We start from the raw sequence: 15876 nt of genomic DNA on the forward strand, positions 1-15876 counted from the left end.
CTGAGCTGGGCGCGCGCAGCTCCGGGGCCGGTGGCGCGAGCCGGTCCGTCGAGCGGTGTCCGGTGGCTGCGCACAGGACGGTGGAGCGGGGTCTCGTCCACAGACCACGGGACCGGCGCGGCGCTGTCGGACCCCGCCCCTAGCCTCGTACACGTGTTCGAGATGGGCGTGAGCGGGAGCGAGGGGGACGACGCCGTCCTGCCGTCCGCCTCGCCTCGCGCCGCTCGTGGCGCCGGCGCCCCTGACGCGACGGGTGCTGCCGGGGACCAGGACGGCGGCGCCTCCGAGCTCGTGCGAGAGGCCGGTCGCGTGCGGTCGGCGGTGCGCGCCGGCGCGCTGGGCCGGGTGCAGGCGGTGGTCGCGCTGGAGGCGGCGCGGTCGGTGGCGTGGGCGGGGCTGCTGCGGCAGGTCGCCGCGCTGGTGGACGAGGTGTCGGTGTCGGGTGGGCCGGCGGCGCCGCTGGCCGACGGCGGCGGGTCCGGCGCCGGTGACCGCGGGACGGGTGCGGTCGGTGTCGCGGTGCGGGATGGGGGCTCCGACCCGTGGTCTGGCCCCGGGTCTGACCCGGGGTCGGCGCCCGGGCCGACGTCGGGGTCGGGGCGGGACGTGGGCGTGGCGTTCGAGGCCGCCGCGGCCGAGCTGGCGGTCGCGCTGGTCGTGCCCTTGCGCCGGGCGCAGGACCTGGTCGCCGAGGCCCTCGCGGTCACCACCCGGCTGCCGGTCACGCTGGCGGCGTTGGAGGCCGGGCGGATCGACCCCCAGCGCTCCCGCCTGGTCGCCGAGGAGACCGTCGCCCTGTCCCCGGTGCACGCCGCGAAGGTCGACGCGGCCCTGGCCGACGACCTCGGCCCCCTCACCGTCCCCGCACTGCGGGCCCGCGTGCGTCACCTCGTGGCGACGACCGACCCGCAGGCGGTGCGCCGGCGGGTGCGGCGCGCGACCTGCGCCCGCGGCGTGCGCCTGTTCCCCGTGGAGGACGGGATGGCCCAGCTGGTCGCGACGGGCCCGGTCATGGACCTGGCGTGCGTGTTCGAGCGGCTGACGACCACCGCCCGGGCCCGCGCCGGGGAGCACGGGCGCACCGACCCGCACGCCGCGACCACCGCCGGCCTGGACCCCCTCGCCCTGGGCGACGGTGCCGCCGCGGGGTTGCCCGACCGGCGGGGCATCGACGCGCGCCGCTTCGACGCCCTGGTCGACCTCGCCACCACCGACCCGGCCAGCACCACCGATCTGGTCGCCGGCGCTGATGCCCGTGCGGGTGCTCGCGGCGGGGCGACGGCCGGTGCGGACGCCGCCGGGACCGGGCAGTCGGCCTCGGCCATCGGCACGGCCACGTCCCGGGCGCGCAGCCCTCACGGCCCGCAGGTCACCGTGGCCCTGTCCAGCCTGCTGGGGCTGGATGACGACCCTGCCCAGCACCCCACCCTCGGACCCGTCCCGGCCGTGGCCGTCGCCGAGCTCCTCGCCGCCGGGCACCGCTTCCGCCGCGCCCTGACCGCACCGGTCACCGGCCACCTCGTCGGCCTCGACGGCCACCTGCTGACCCTCGACCCCAACACCACCAGGACCACGACGACGACGGCGACGTCGCCACCCGCCCCACCGCGGAAGGGCCCATGGAGCGCAGCCGCCCGACGCGGCCGCACAGCGGCGATCACCGTGCGCGTCGACACCCCCGACGGACCGGACGACCCCGCGCCACCATTGACATCGCTGACGCCTGACGTGACTCCCGCAGCCGCAGCGCCGTCGCCGCCTCCGCCGGGACCGGAACCGGGACCGGGACCGGGACCGAGCTCCTCACCTACCTCACGGCACACCTCGCTGCGCCACGCCGCCCGACGGTCCGCCTGCTCCTACGCCGCCGCGACCGGCGGACCCGGCCCCTACACGCCCACCGACGCCTGCGCCCGCTGGGTGCGCACCCGCTCACCCCGCTGCCAGGCCCCCGGCTGCCGGATGCCCGCCACCCGCTGCGACCTCGACCACCGCACCCCCCACGCCACCGGCGGACCGACGTGCCCGTGCAACCTCGACGTCCTCTGCCGGCGCCACCACCTCGCCAAGCACCACCACGGATGGACCGCCGTCCCGACCTCCGACGACCCCACCGACCCCTCCCTCACCTGGACCACCCCGCTCGGCCAGGTCGTGGACGTCCCGGCGCAGCCCCTGCTGCCGCGACCGGCGCCCCGCACCACCGACGACCACCGCGCGCAGACCGAGGCCGACGACGCGGCCGCCTCCGCCCTCGAGGACCACCTCCTCGGCCGACCCCGCTACCCCCACCGCGACAGCGCCGCCCACGACCTCGACCGCCTCCACGCCGAGCTCGCCCGGCAGCACGCCGAGACCGGCCGTCAGCGGCACGACGCCCTGCACGGCGAGGGCGGAGGCGCCGGTGACGGTCGCCCCGACGGCGACCCGACGCCTCCGGCTGACCGAGCAGGCGGATGGGGCGACGACCACCCACCGCCGTACTGACGACCCGGTCGGTGGGTCGAGCGCGGCCCGCCGGGCCGCGCGCAGCGCGAGGGCGCTCGCGGCGAGCCCCCGAGCTGCTGACTGCTGCGCCGGCCCGTCGGCTCGCCCCCGCTCGGGTGGTAACGGGTGAGGGCCTCCGGTCGCCGGCCGTCCAGGCGCCGGAGGGCAGGGCGCGACGTCGGCCGGGACCGCCGCGTGCGCGCCCGACCCGTGGGCCGGCGGCTCACTCGCGCCGGTCGCGCCCCGCGTCGTCGTCAGCCTCGGTGGCCACGTCGTCCTCGGAGGCGCCGGACGCGCTGGCCCGGGCGCGGGCCGCGGCGCGCTCTCCCTCGGCGGCGGCGTCCTCGGGCTCGGCCCCCGCGTCGAGGGCCTCCGTCTCGGCCGCGGCGGACGCCTCGGCGGGCGCCGGGTCGCGCAGTGCGGTCGCCTCGCGCCCGGGGTGCCGCAGCGAGCTCACGAGCAGGCCGAGGACGGCGAGGAGACCGACGACGACGGACGTCCAGACGTTGAGCCGGAGCCCTCCGACGACCTCCGCCTGGTCGACGCGCAGCGTCTCGATGAAGCCGCGGCCGATGACGTACAGCAGGACGTAGGTGAGGAAGACGCGGCCGTGCCCCAGCTTGAGGCGCCGCTCCAGGAGCAGGAGCAGGCCCGCGGCCACCAGGCACCACAGCGACTCGTAGAGGAAGGTCGGGTGGAAGGTGGCGGCGTCGGCGTACTCGGCGGGCCGGTTCGCCGGGTCGATCTCCAGGCCCCAGGGCAGGTCCGTCGGGCGGCCGAAGAGCTCCTGGTTGAAGTAGTTGCCGAAGCGCCCCACCGCCTGGGCGACGAGGAGACCCGGCGCGAGCGCGTCCGCGACGACGCCGAGCCGCAGGCCCAGCTGCCGGATCGCCACGAGGGCCCCGACGAAGCCGCCCGCGATGGCGCCCCAGATGCCGAGGCCGCCCTCCCAGACGTACAGGGCGCGCACGAGGTCGCCGCCCTCGCCGAAGTAGGCGTCCGGCGAGGAGAGCACGTGGTAGATCCGGGCGCCGACGATGCCGAAGGGCACCGCCCACACCGCGATGTCCACGACCGCCCCGGGCGGACCGCCGCGCGCGCGAAGGCGCTTCTCGCCGATGACGACGCCGAGCACGATGCCGAGGATGATCGCGAGCGCGTAGGCGCGGATGGGGACGGGGCCCAGGTGCCACACGCCCTGGGAAGGGCTCGGGATCGCCGTGAGCACCGCCGACGCGAGGCTCCCCCCGGCCAGGGCCGTGCCGGTCACCGGCGGACCCCCGCCGCGAGGTCGGCGGCGACCGCGCCCACCGAGCGGACACCGCCGTCGCCGAGGGCGCGCACGAGCGCGGACCCGACGATGACGCCGTCCGCGAACCCGGCCACCTCGGCGGCCTGGTCCGCCGTCGAGACCCCGAGGCCGACGCACACGCGCTCGGCGCCCGCGGCGCGGGTGTCCCGCACGAGGCGCTCGGCGTCACCGCCGACCGAGGCGCGCACGCCCGTGACGCCCATGGTCGAGGCCGCGTACACGAAGCCGCGGCAGGCCGCCGACGTGCTGGCGAGGCGCTGCGGGGTCGACGACGGCGCGACGAGGAAGACGCGGTCGAGGTCCGCCGCGGCGGAGGCCTCGAGCCAGTCCTGCCCCTCGTCGGGGATGAGGTCGGGCGTGATGAGCCCCGCTCCCCCGGCCGCGGCCAGGTCGCGCGCCCACGCGTCGACGCCGTAGCGCACCACGGGGTTCCAGTACGTCATGACGAGGACGGCGGCGCCCGTGGCCGCCACCTGCTCGACGGCGGTGAGGACGTCCCGCACCCGGAAGCCGCCCTCCAGGGCGGCCTGGGCGGCCGCCTGGATGACCGGTCCGTCCATGACCGGGTCGGAGTACGGCAGCCCGAGCTCGACGACGTCCACGCCCTCCGCGACCATCGCCCGCGCGGCCTCCACCGAGGTCGCCAGGTCCGGGAAGCCCACGGGCAGGTAGCCCACGAGGGCCGCCCCGCCCCGCTCCCGCGCGGCGTCGATCGCGGCGCCGGTGCGGCTCGACCCCGTCCCGGCCGCGCCGGGCGTCGTCACGGCGGCGGTCACCGGTCGCCCCGGGCGCCCGTGGGGGCCTCGGCCCCGTCGTCGGCCGGACCGTCGGCCGAGCCGTCGACCGGGGCGTCGCCGCGGTCGGTCCTCGAGCCGGGCCCCTGCTCCGGCACGCCCTCGTCCCGCGGCTCGCCGCCGGCGACGACGTCGGGACCGGCGTGCACCCCGTCGTCGGCGCGGTCGGTGCGCACGTCCTCGGCCGCGACGAGGTCCTCGTCGCTGACGAGGTCGAACCAGCGGGCGGCCGTGTCGACGTCCTTGTCGCCGCGCCCGGACAGGTTGACGAGGACGACGCCGTCCGGCCCGAGCCGGCGGCCCTCCTCCAGCGCACCGGCGAGGGCGTGCGCCGTCTCGATGGCGGGGATGATCCCCTCGGTGCGGCACAGCAGGCGCATCGCCTGCATCGCCTCGTCGTCCGTCACGGGGCGGTACTGCGCCCGGCCGGTGGCGGCGAGCCACGCGTGCTCCGGGCCGACGCCCGGGTAGTCCAGCCCCGCGCTGATCGAGTGCGACTCGACCGTCTGCCCGTCGTCGTCCTGCAGGAGCATCGAGCGGGCGCCGTGGAGGACGCCCGGCGCCCCGCCGGTGATGGACGAGGCGTGCCGGCCCGTCGCGACGCCGTCGCCGCCCGCCTCGAGCCCGAGCAGCGCGACGTCGGCGTCGTCGAGGAAGGCGTGGAAGATGCCCATGGCGTTCGATCCGCCGCCCACGCAGGCGACGACGACGTCCGGGAGGCGGCCGACGCGCTCGAGCACCTGCGCCCGCGCCTCCTCGCCGATGACGCGGTGCAGCTCGCGCACCATCGTCGGGAAAGGGTGCGGGCCGGCGACCGTGCCCAGCAGGTAGTGGGTGTCGTCGACGTTGGCGACCCAGTCGCGCATCGCCTCGTTCAGGGCGTCCTTGAGGGTGCGCGAGCCGGTGCGCACCGGCACGACCTCGGCCCCGAGGAGCCGCATCCGCGCCACGTTGAGCGCCTGGCGCTCGGTGTCGCGCTCCCCCATGTAGACGACGCACTCGAGGTCGAGCAGCGCCGCCGCCGTCGCCGACGCGACGCCGTGCTGGCCCGCGCCCGTCTCGGCGATGACGCGCGTCTTGCCCATGCGCTTGGTGAGCAGCGCCTGGCCCAACACGTTGTTGATCTTGTGCGAGCCCGTGTGGTTGAGGTCCTCGCGCTTGAGGAAGACCCTCGCCCCGCCCCCGTGGGCGGCGAAGCGCGGCGCCTCGGTGAGGATGCTCGGCCGCCCCGTGTAGGTCCGGTGCAGCTCGTCGAGCTCGGCCCGGAACGAGGGGTCGGCCCACGCCTGCGTGAAGGCCGCGTCGAGCTCGTCGAGCGCCGCGACGAGCGCCTCGGGCACGAAGCGCCCGCCGAACTCGCCGAAGTAGGGCCCTGAGGCGCTCGAGAGGGCCGCGCCCTCGGGGAGCCCGGTGGCCGTGCCCGCGCGGGGCGGTGTGCTCGTGCTCATGCGCGTCCTGCCCTGGTCGAGGGGTGGTTGCCGGCGGCGACGAGGTCCGCCACCGCGGCGCGGGGGTCGCCGCCCGTCACGAGCGCCTCGCCGACGAGCACGGCGTCGGCGCCCGCGCGGGCGTAGTCGAAGACGTCGTGGGAGCCCCGGACGCCCGACTCGGCGACGACGACGACGCCGGCCGGGACCGCGGGGCGCACGGCGGCGAAGGTGCTGCGGTCGACGTGCAGCGTCCGCAGGTCGCGCGCGTTGACCCCGATGACCCGAGCGCCGGCGTCGACGGCCCGGGCGACCTCCTCGACGTCGTGCACCTCGACGAGCGCCGTCATCCCGAGGGAGTGCACCCGCTCCACGAGGGACACGAGCGCGGGCTGCTCCAGGGCGGCGACGATGAGCAGCACGACGTCCGCGCCGTGGGCCCGCGCCTCCCACACCTGGTAGGAGGTCGTCACGAAGTCCTTCCGCAGGACCGGGACGTCCACGGCCGCGCGCACGGCGTCGAGGTCCTCCAGGCTGCCGCCGAAGCGGCGACGCTCGGTGAGGACGCTGATGACGGCGGCGCCCCCGGCCTCGTAGTCGCGCGCCAGGCCGGCCGGGTCGCCGATCGCGGCCAGGGCCCCCTTGCTGGGGCTCGAGCGCTTCACCTCGGCGACGACCTTCACCGCGCCGCGCTCCTCGTCGCCGTCGACCCGGCGCAGCCGCTCGACGGCGTCGAGGGCGCCGGGGCGGCGGGACGCGCGCTCCTTCAGCTCGTCGAGCGAGGTGGTCTCCTGCCGCCCGGCGAGGTCGGCGTGGACCCCGGCGAGGATGTCGTCGAGCACGCTCACGTGAGGGCTCCTCCGCTTCGACGCTGTGCTTGCTCCGGTCGTCCTCGGCCGACGCCGTCCTGGTCCGCGAGCCGTCACCGCTCCGGCGTGTACCACCGGGTCCGTGGTGGCTGCACCGGAGGGTGGGCGCCGCGGCCCGAGCACCGGTCGGGTCGATCCGTCCTGCCGCGCAGGACTCTAGTGCGTGGCCCGCCGCGCTCCCGCGCCCCCGCCCTGCCGCCGACGGGGTGCGCCGTGGCCCCGTCCGGACCCGCCGGCGTCCGGTCCTGCTCGTGCGGGGGACCGGCAGCACTCGTGCGGGTCCCCCGGCGCGCGCGCCGCGCGGTGCGGGCGCAGCGCCGATAGCGTCGGACGACCGCCCCGAGCGGCGGGGCACCGCCGCAGGACGGCGGCGAGCCGGCCGACCGCCGACCCCCGACGACGGGCCCCACGGGCCCAGCCAGGAGGCCAGACGTGAGCACCCCGAGCGACCCCGACCAGCCGCGCTACGGCCAGGAGCCGGCGGGCGACCGCCCGCCGGAGCCGCCCCGCTACGGCGACGCCGCGCCCGGCTACGGCCAGTCCTCCGGCGACGGCAGCGGGTACGACCGCCCCTCGAGCGGCGGGTACGGCGAGCCGGCCCGCTACGGCGGCGACGCCTCGGCCTCCCCCTACGGCGGGGAGCCGCACCAGGAGCCGCGCAACGGCCTCGGCGTCGCGGCGCTCGTCGTCGGCATCGTCGCCCTGCTGTCCGTCTGCGTCGGCATCTTCCTCGCCGGGATCCCGGCCGTGGTCATCGGCGTCGTCGGCATCGTCCTCGGCGTGGGCGCCCGCCGGCGCGTGAAGCGCGGAGAGGCGACGAACGGCGGCGTCGCGACGACCGGCCTCGTCCTGTCGATCGTCTCCCTCGTCCTCGGCATCCTCAGCATCGTCCTCTTCGCGGTGGGTCTGAGCTTCTTCGGCGACATCGCCGAGCAGTGCCAGGGCCTCACGGGGGCTGAGCAGGAGCAGTGCGTCCAGGACCAGACGGAGAGCCTCTTCGGCTGAGGGCTGCGCCGCCGCCCGGCCCGGGCGAGCGCGCGTCACCCGCGCACCGACGACGGAGGGCCCGGACCATGTGGTCCGGGCCCTCCGTCGTGCCTGGAGCGGTTGCGCCTCGTGCCGTCGTGCTGGCGCAGGGGCGGTGCTGGCGCGCCGAGCCCGGGTGGGCGCGGCCTCAGGGCCCGAGCACCGCCTCCACACCGGGCAGCCACCGGACGACCGCGAAGACGGCCAGCGCGGTCACCCCGAGGACGGCCCGCCGGTCCGTGACGGCGTCGACCAGGCGCAGCGGCCGCCGACGCAGGGCCGCCGCGGTCCAGGCCGCCCACACGAGAGCTCCCCCGACGACGAGGGCGACGGCGAGGGCGTTGCTGCCGAGGGCCGCCAGCGGCTCACCGGCGAGGAGGTCGGACACGGCCCGGAGCCCGCCGCAGCCCGGGCACGGCAGGCCGGTGAGCAGCAGGACGGGGCAGGTGCCCCAGCTGCCCGGCACGTGCGGGTCGCGCAGCGCGACGGCGGCCAGCGACGCGGCCCCCACCGCCCCGAGGACGAGCGGGGGCCAGCGGCGCGGCACTCCCGGCGCCCGGCCCCTCGAGGAGGACGGGGCCGGCGTGAGCCGCGGGCTCAGCGGGGCCCGTTGGCCGTCGTCGACGCCGACTCGCCCGAGCGCCCGGCCGGGCCGTGGTGGGGCTCGTCGCCCGGCTCGTCGGAGGACTGCTCGGGCGTGCCGGCCCCGTAGCCCATCTTGGCGAGGACGATCCCGACGACGGGCCCGACGGCCATGACGACGAAGCCGACGGCCAGCAGCCACCACACGGTGAAGACGACGGCGAGGCAGCCGACGAGGGAGCCGAGCATGACGATGCCCACACCCACCCACGCGGCGAGGCTGTGGCCGTGGTCCTCCGTGTGCGGGGGCAGCTGCGGCTGGTGCCTCGTGTCCGGCTGGGTGTCCGACTGGGTGTCGCGGTCCTGCGTGCGCTCGGCCATAGGGCCCTCCTCGACCGGCCCGGACGGCCCTGCGGCGGTCCGACGCGCGGCTCGCTCTCGTCGGTCGGTCGGTCGGTCGGTCTGGTCGTCGGTGGTGGTCGGGCGACCCCGCGCCGCGCGGCGCGGTCGCGGCGCCCGCGGCGGCCGCTCGCGCGGCCCCACCGGGCGCGTCGTCATCATGCCAGCCGCCGCGCCCCGCGGCTCCCGCGCCGCCCCGCCACCCCGCCGTCCCGCTCACCCGGCGTCTCGTCGTCCCGGCGCCGGCGTCGGATCAGCGGCGGCGGTCGCCCTCGGCCCCGCCGGTCGGGTCCTCGCCGCGCGACAGGGAGTCCCACGCGTCGAAGGCCTCGCCCCGTCGCCGGGCCCGCTCGGCGGCCGGGCCCTCGTCCTCGGTCCCGGTGACCGGGTCGCCGGTCCGGGCGCCCGCACCACCGGCCCCGGCCCAGGCGCTCGTCCCCGCGGACCCGCCGTCGCCGACCGCACCGGCGTCGACGCCGCGCTCCAGCTCCTCGGCCCGGGCGGTCGGCGCCTCGTAGCGGCGCCCGCTCGGCCACGCGCGCGAGGCGGGCAGCGCGGCGACCGCCAGCACGGCGAGCAGCGCGCCGACCCCCGCGGTGACCCAGGGCCACGCCGTCGCGGTGGCGCTCGCGTCGCCCGGGCCCACCGAGCCGGCCGTGACGCCGAGCACCTGACCGACCTCGCCGGCGGTGGCGCCCAGCGGGTCGGCGAGGACCCCCGCGGCGCCGGCGACGACGCCGGCGCCCGCGGCCGCCACGACGCCGAGCGCGACGAGCGACCCGGCGCGGCGCGTGGTGCTGGCGGCGGCGGCCCCGGCGAGGGCCACGAGGCCGAGCGCCGGCACGAGCGGGGCCGCCGACCCGCCCGTCGCCGCCACCGCCCCCGCGCCGGCCAGGGCGCCGTCGACGTCCGCCCGCGTCCACGTGAGCGCCCCCGAGACGACGACGACCGCCCCGAGCGCCAGCAGGCCGAGCACGGCGCGGGCGCGCGGGAGCCGGGCGCTCCGGCCGGCCGGGCTCACCGGTGGCCGCCGGCCGGCGCCGGCGGTCGCAGCGTGCTCGCGGCCGCGACGGCGCGCAGCACCGCCGCCGCCTTGGCCCGGCACTCGGCGTCCTCGAGCTCCGGCACCGAGTCCGCGACGACGCCGGCGCCCGCCTGCACGTGCGCCCGCCCGTCGGACAGCACGGCCGTCCGGATGGCGATGGCCATGTCGAGGTCGCCCGCGAAGTCGAGGTAGCCCACGACGCCGCCGTAGACCCCCCGCCGCACCGGCTCCAGCGCGTCGATGAGCTCCATGGCCCGCGGCTTCGGCGCGCCGGACAGCGTCCCCGCCGGGAAGGCCGCCCGGAGCACGGCCATCGCCGCCGTCCCGGGGCGCACGTCGCCGAGCACCGTCGAGACGAGGTGCATGACGTGGCTGTAGCGCTCGACCGCCATGAACTCGACGACGTCCACGGTCCCCGGCTCGCAGACCCGTGCGAGGTCGTTGCGCGCGAGGTCGACGAGCATGAGGTGCTCGGAGCGCTCCTTGGCGTCGTCGAGGAGCTCCTCCGCGAGGCGGACGTCGTCCTCGGGCTTGGCGCCGCGCGGGCGCGTGCCCGCGATGGGGTGCGCCAGGACCCGGCCCGCCTCGACCTTGACGAGCGCCTCGGGGCTCGAGCCGACGACGTCCACGCGGCTGCCGTCGGGGCGCTGCCCCCGGAACAGGTACATGTACGGGCTCGGGTTGGACGCCCGCAGGCAGCGGTAGACGTCGAGGGCGTCGGCCGGGCAGTCCAGCTCGAAGCGCTGGGAGAGGACGACCTGGAAGACCTCGCCGTCGACGATGGCTTCCTTGCCGCGCCGCACCGCCTCGAGGTAGTCCTCCCGGCGCGTGCGCTCCCGCGGCGCGGGCGGCTCGACCCCGCCGCCGTCGTGGACGGCGACCGTGGACGGCGCGGGTGCGGCCAGCTCGGCGACCATGCGGTCGAGCCGCGCGACGGCGTCGCCCCAGGCCTCGTCGACGCGCTCGTCGGTCCCGTCGTGGTTCACCGCGTTGGCGACGAGCAGCAGCGTGCCGTCGCTGTGGTCGAGGACGGCGACGTCCGCGGCGAGCGCCATCATCACCGGCGGCGCGCCGAGCTCGTCGGGCGAGCGCACCGGCAGCCGCTCCCAGGCGCGGACGACGTCGTACCCGAGGACGCCGACCATGCCGCCGGTGAGCGGCGGGAGGCCGGGCAGGCGCGGGGTGTGCAGGGCGTCCATCACGGCGGCCAGCACCTCCGTGGGCTCCCCCGAGGTCGGCACGCCCGCGGGCGGCTCGCCGATCCACTGCGAGGCGCCGTCGCCGCCCAGCAGCATCGCCCCGGAGCGCGCACCGACGATCGACCAGCGCGACCAGCGCCCGCCCTCGGCGGACTCCAGGAGGAAGGAGCCCGGGGCGTCGCCCGACAGCTTGCGGTAGAGGCCCACGGGCGTCTCGCCGTCGGCGAGCACGCGGCGCACGACCGGCACGACCCGACGGTCGCGGGCCAGCTCGCGGAAGACGTCGAGCGACGGCCACGTCGCCCCGAGGCGCCCGTCGGGTCCCGCGCTCACGCGCCGCCCCCGCCCGTGGCCCCGCCCGACCCGCCGCCCGCGGCCCCGCCCGAGGTCGCCTGCGTGACGACGTCGCGGGCGCCGAGGTCGCGGCCGTCGAAGCAGGTGCGGGTCCCGGTGTGGCACGCCGGGCCCGTCTGGTCGACGCGGACGAGCAGGGCGTCGCCGTCGCAGTCCAGCGCGACCGAGCGCACGTGCTGCACGTGCCCGGAGGTGTCCCCCTTGCGCCACAGCTCCTGGCGGCTGCGGCTCCAGTAGGTGGCGCGGCCCGTGCTGAGGGTGAGCGCGAGGGCACGGTCGTCCATCCAGCCGAGCATGAGCACCTCGCCGGTGTCGTGCTGCTGGACCACCGCGGCCACCAGGCCGTCGGGCGTGCGCTGCAGGCGGGCGGCCACCGCGGGGTCGAGGTCGGTGCCGGAGGAGGTGGAGGCGCTCACGCCCTGATCCTCCCACCGCCCCCGACCTCGCCCCGGCCGCCGCCGGCCCGGTGGCGTCAGCCGGCCGGGGACATCTGCGAGGACCACGCCCGGTGCAGCTCGGCGTAGTGCCCGTCCGCGACGACGAGGTCGGCGTGCCGACCGGTCTCGGTGATGCGCCCGCCGGAGACGACCACGACGAGGTCGGCGCGCTCGGCCGTCGACATCCGGTGGGCGATGGTCACCGACGTGCGACCGGCCATGAGGCGCTCGAGCGCCGCGCCGATGGCGACGTCGAGGCCCGGGTCGACGGCCGAGGTCGCCTCGTCGAGGACGAGGAGGTCGGGGTCGGCCAGGCGGGCGCGGGCCAGGGCCACGAGCTGGCGCTCCCCCGCGGACAGCGCCTCGCCCCGCTGCCCGACGCGGGTGTCGAGGCCGTCGGGCAGCCCCTCGACCCAGGACGTGAGCCCCAGCTCGTCGACGACCCGGTGCACGTCCTCGGTCGTGCTGCCCTCGCGGCCCAGCGCGACGTTCTCGCGGACGGTGCCCTCGAAGAGGAAGCCCTCCTGCGGCACCATCGCGACGCGCCCGCGGAGGCTGGCGGACCGCACCCGCCGCAGGTCCTCCCCGCCCAGGACGACGCGGCCGCTCACCGGGTCCTGCAGGCGCGTGAGCAGCCGCGCGAGGGTCGTCTTGCCCGACCCGGTGCGTCCCACGACCGCCACGCGCGTGCCCGCCGGGACGGAGAGGTCGACGTCGCTGAGCGCGGGTCGCCCGCCCGGGTAGGCGTACCCGAGCCCCTCGACGCGCAGGTCGAGCGGCCCCTCGGGCAGGTCGCGGCCGTCCTCGCCCGGGTCGGCGAGGTCGACGGGCGTGTCCAGCAGGGCGAGCACCCGCCGCCAGCCCGCGACGGCGTTCTGCAGCTCGTTGAGCACCTCGGTGAGGCTCTGGACCGGGCCCGTGAGCAGCTGGACGAGGAGCAGCACCGCGGTGAGCTGCCCGAGCGTCAGGTCGCCGTCCACGCCCAGCAGCGCACCGACGACGACGACCGCGGCGACGACGACGCCTGCGCCCAGCACGGCCGTCGAGAAGGACGTCGCGACGAGGGTCTGCGCCCGGACCTGCGCGCGGCGCTGGTCCTCCACGGCGGCGTCCACCCGCGCCCGCGTGCGCGTCTCGGCGCCGTAGGCCCGGATGGTGTCGGCGCCGACGACGGTCTCGGACACGCCTCCGAGGACGCGGCCGACCCGGGCGCGGACCTCGGAGTAGGCGGCGGAGACCCGCGGCTGCATCCAGCGGCCGAAGGCCACGACCGGCACGAAGCACGCCAGGACGACGAGGAGCAGCTGCCACGACGTCACGCCGATGATGACGGAGACGACGAGCACCTGGCCGAGCGACAGGACGAGCAGCAGACCGCCGAACTGCAGGAACTGGGAGATGGTGTCGACGTCGCTCGTCACGCGGGAGACCAGGGAGCCCCGCTGCTCGGAGGACTGGGTGAGCGCCGAGAGGTCGTGCACGCGCCGGAAGGCCGTGGTCCTCAGCTCGGCCAGCCCGGCCTCGGTCGCGGTGAACAGGCGCCGGTTGACGAGGTAGGAGACGAAGGCCGTCGCGACGACGACCACCACGCCCACGAGGACGATGCGCAGCACGAGCCCCGGGTCGGGCCCGTCGGGCCCGTTGATGCCGGCGTCGACCGTCCGCTGCGTGGCCAGCGGCACGACCACGCGCCCGGCCGTGGCGAGCACGCCGAGCAGCAGCGTGCCGAGCAGGCCCCGGCGCATGAGCGGCGACAGGGCGAGGCCCCGGCGGACGGTGGCGACGACGCCGTCACCCGCCTCGCGGGCGATGCGCGTGCCGCCGGGCGTCGGCGCGGCCGGCGCGCTCACCGCCGGCCCCCCGCGACCGCGGGGGCGGCACCCGCCCCGGTGCTCCGCCCGTCGTCGGCCGCGAGCGCGGCCTCCTCGTAGGCCGTGACGAGGTGGCGGTAGGCGGGCCGGCGCTCGAGCAGCTCCTCGTGGGTGCCCTCGTCGACGACGCGCCCGCGCTCCATCCAGGCGACGCGGTCGGCCAGGGCGATGGTGGCGCGCCGGTAGGCGACGAGCAGGACGGTGGGCCGCGGCGCGCCGGGCGCCGACGGGCGCCGGAGCGCGGTGAGGATCTCGGCCTCCACGGCCGGGTCGACGGCCGAGGTCGCGTCGTCGAGGACGAGCAGGCGCGGGTCGCGCACCAGCGCGCGCGCCAGGGCGAGCCGCTGCCGCTGGCCGCCCGACAGGGACGTGCCGCGCTCCCCCACCCGCGTCTCGAGACCGTCGGGCAGGGCGTCGACGAACTCGGCCGCCTGCGACGTCTCGAGGGCCCCGCGCAGGCGCCCCTCGTCCACCTCGGCGCCCAGGGTGATGTTCTCGCGGACCGTGTCGTCGAAGACGAAGGTGCTCTGCGGCACGAGGGCCACCTCGGACGGCAGGGAGCCCTCGCGCAGCTCGCGGGCGTCGACGCCGCCGAGGCGCACGACGCCGCTGTCGGGGTCGAGCAGCCGCACCGCCAGCGACGCGAGGGTCGACTTGCCGGAGCCGGTGGGCCCGACGAGCGCCGTCGTCGAGCCGGCGGGGACGTCGAGGTCCACCCCGCGCAGCGCGGGGACGCGTGCGCCGGCGCCGCTCCCGGGCGCCGCGGTGCCGGCCTCGCCGTCGCGCCGCCGCGGTGCCACCTCCCCCGCGTCGAGGTCCTCCCCCGTCTCGCGGGAGTGCGCCAGCTCGACGCCCCGCATCTGCAGGGAGAGCCCGCCCGCCGGCAGGGGGCTCTCGCCCCACGTGGTGCGGCCGCGGGCGTCGAGGACCGTCCGCACGCGCCCGAACCCCACGGCGGAGCGCGGCAGCTCGGCCAGCACCCACCCGAAGGCGCGCACCGGGGAGGCGAGGACCGCCAGGAGGTACACGACCGTGAAGACGGCGCCGACCCCGACGTCGCCCGAGGCGGCGCGCACCGCACCGACCGCCAGGACCGCGAGGCTCGCGAGCCCGGGCAGCGCCTCGACCGCCGGGTCGAAGGCGCCGCGGGTGCGCCCCACGTCGACGTTGGCCGCCCGCAGGCGGTCGGCGGCGGCGCCGAAGCGGCGCGTCTCCGCGCCCTCGCGGCCGAGTGTCTTGACGACGACGGCGCCGTCGAAGCTCTCGTGCGCCATGGCCGAGACCTCGCCCCGCAGGGCCTGGGCCCGCACCACGCGGGGCGACATGGCGCGCTGGTAGGCGATGTTGGCGACGACCATGGCCGGCAGGCTCAGGAGGCCGACGAGGGCGAGGACCGGGTCGGCGGCCACCATCGCGACGGCGGCCACGACGGCCATGACGACGACGCCCAGCGCCATCGGCAGGGGGTTGAAGATCATGAAGCTGGCCTCGACGTCGCTGCTGGCGTTGGCGAGCAGCTGGCCGGCGGGGTGGCGGTGGTGCCAGGCGATCGGCAGGCGCAGGTACTGGTGGGCGAGGCGCCGCCGGTAGCGGGCCTGGAGGTTGGCGAAGACCCGGCCCGCGACCATGCGCCGCAGGGCCACCGCCACCGCGGTGACGACCGCGACGGCGGTGAGGGCCAGCCCGGCCAGCAGCGCGTCGACCCGGCCCACGCCGGGCTCGCCGGCGAAGAGCGGCGTGAGGACCTCGTCGGTCGTGCGCCCGAGGAGCCAGCCCGCGGCCGCCGTCCCGGCGCCGTAGACGGCCGACACCGCGACCGCCAGGCCGAGGACGCGGGGCTCGTCGCGGGCGCCGCGGACGACCACGCGCACGCCGCGGCGGGTGGCGCCCGGGGGGTGGGGCGCCCGCCCCGCGCGGCGGCGGCGGTCGGGCTGCCGGGGGACGCCGGCCGTGGTCTCCGAGGGCGCGCCCGCGGCCCGGGGCGGGGCCGGCGCGGGGCCGGGAGGGTGCGCTGCAGCTCGGTCCGGGACGGGGGGCGGTGCGGAGCGGCGGGGCACGGGCGTCCTCTCGGGGC

At 78.1% G+C, this 15876-nt stretch carries 13 protein-coding genes; 2 read left to right on the plus strand and 11 right to left on the minus strand.

Annotation, left to right across the window (positions count from 1 at the left end; all coding sequences use genetic code 11):
* Positions 1-162: 162 nt before the first annotated feature.
* Complete coding sequence (locus Q0789_RS05425) at positions 163-2487, plus strand: HNH endonuclease signature motif containing protein (protein ID WP_298803309.1); 2325 nt, start codon at positions 163-165, stop codon at positions 2485-2487.
* Between the two features lie 223 nt (positions 2488-2710).
* Here Q0789_RS05425 and lgt read toward each other — a convergent pair whose 3' ends face one another.
* From lgt to trpC, 4 genes are read right to left on the minus strand one after another with little or no spacing between them, the layout of a single operon-like run.
* A complete protein-coding gene (gene lgt, locus Q0789_RS05430; RefSeq protein WP_298802911.1) occupies positions 2711-3757 on the minus strand; it encodes a prolipoprotein diacylglyceryl transferase in 1047 nt (348 codons plus the stop codon).
* Positions 3754-4512 (minus strand): tryptophan synthase subunit alpha, encoded by a 759-nt coding sequence (trpA, locus tag Q0789_RS05435; RefSeq protein ID WP_366917653.1) that lies wholly within the window; start codon positions 4510-4512, stop codon positions 3754-3756. The genes lgt and trpA overlap by 4 nt, the downstream gene beginning before the upstream one ends.
* A 59-nt stretch (positions 4513-4571) precedes the next feature.
* Positions 4572-6041, minus strand: coding sequence for a tryptophan synthase subunit beta (gene trpB / locus Q0789_RS05440; protein WP_298802914.1), 1470 nt, complete (start codon positions 6039-6041; stop codon positions 4572-4574).
* Positions 6038-6868, minus strand: coding sequence for an indole-3-glycerol phosphate synthase TrpC (gene trpC / locus Q0789_RS05445; protein ID WP_171203804.1), 831 nt, complete (start codon positions 6866-6868; stop codon positions 6038-6040). Before trpC ends, trpB begins: the two co-directional genes overlap by 4 nt.
* A 453-nt stretch (positions 6869-7321) precedes the next feature.
* On the opposite strand from trpC, the gene Q0789_RS05450 reads away from it, so the two are divergent.
* Positions 7322-7894 (plus strand): DUF4190 domain-containing protein, encoded by a 573-nt coding sequence (locus Q0789_RS05450; protein ID WP_298802919.1) that lies wholly within the window; start codon positions 7322-7324, stop codon positions 7892-7894.
* A 169-nt stretch (positions 7895-8063) separates the two neighbouring features.
* Here Q0789_RS05450 and Q0789_RS05455 read toward each other — a convergent pair whose 3' ends face one another.
* The 7 genes from Q0789_RS05455 to Q0789_RS05485 form a co-directional block, all read right to left on the minus strand.
* The gene (locus Q0789_RS05455; RefSeq protein WP_298802921.1) at positions 8064-8426 is read right to left on the minus strand and encodes a DUF2752 domain-containing protein; all 363 of its coding nucleotides are present in this window, start codon (positions 8424-8426) and stop codon (positions 8064-8066) included.
* A gap of 86 nt (positions 8427-8512) precedes the next feature.
* Complete coding sequence (locus tag Q0789_RS05460; protein WP_298802923.1) at positions 8513-8878, minus strand: HGxxPAAW family protein; 366 nt, start codon at positions 8876-8878, stop codon at positions 8513-8515.
* A gap of 271 nt (positions 8879-9149) precedes the next feature.
* Positions 9150-9917, minus strand: coding sequence for a Trp biosynthesis-associated membrane protein (locus Q0789_RS05465; protein WP_298802925.1), 768 nt, complete (start codon positions 9915-9917; stop codon positions 9150-9152).
* The gene (locus tag Q0789_RS05470) at positions 9914-11473 is read right to left on the minus strand and encodes an anthranilate synthase component I (RefSeq protein WP_298802927.1); all 1560 of its coding nucleotides are present in this window, start codon (positions 11471-11473) and stop codon (positions 9914-9916) included. The genes Q0789_RS05465 and Q0789_RS05470 overlap by 4 nt, the downstream gene beginning before the upstream one ends.
* Positions 11470-11910, minus strand: coding sequence for a phosphoribosyl-AMP cyclohydrolase (gene hisI / locus Q0789_RS05475; protein WP_298802929.1), 441 nt, complete (start codon positions 11908-11910; stop codon positions 11470-11472). Before hisI ends, Q0789_RS05470 begins: the two co-directional genes overlap by 4 nt.
* Positions 11911-11966: 56 nt before the next feature.
* Positions 11967-13781, minus strand: coding sequence for an ABC transporter ATP-binding protein (locus tag Q0789_RS05480; protein ID WP_298802931.1), 1815 nt, complete (start codon positions 13779-13781; stop codon positions 11967-11969).
* Positions 13778-15673, minus strand: a complete 1896-nt coding sequence (locus Q0789_RS05485) for an ABC transporter ATP-binding protein (RefSeq protein WP_298802933.1) — start codon at positions 15671-15673, stop codon at positions 13778-13780. Before Q0789_RS05485 ends, Q0789_RS05480 begins: the two co-directional genes overlap by 4 nt.
* Positions 15674-15876 lie beyond the last annotated feature (203 nt).

The sequence above is a fragment of the uncultured Pseudokineococcus sp. genome (assembly GCF_947499845.1).
Lineage (GTDB): Bacteria > Actinomycetota > Actinomycetes > Actinomycetales > Quadrisphaeraceae > Pseudokineococcus.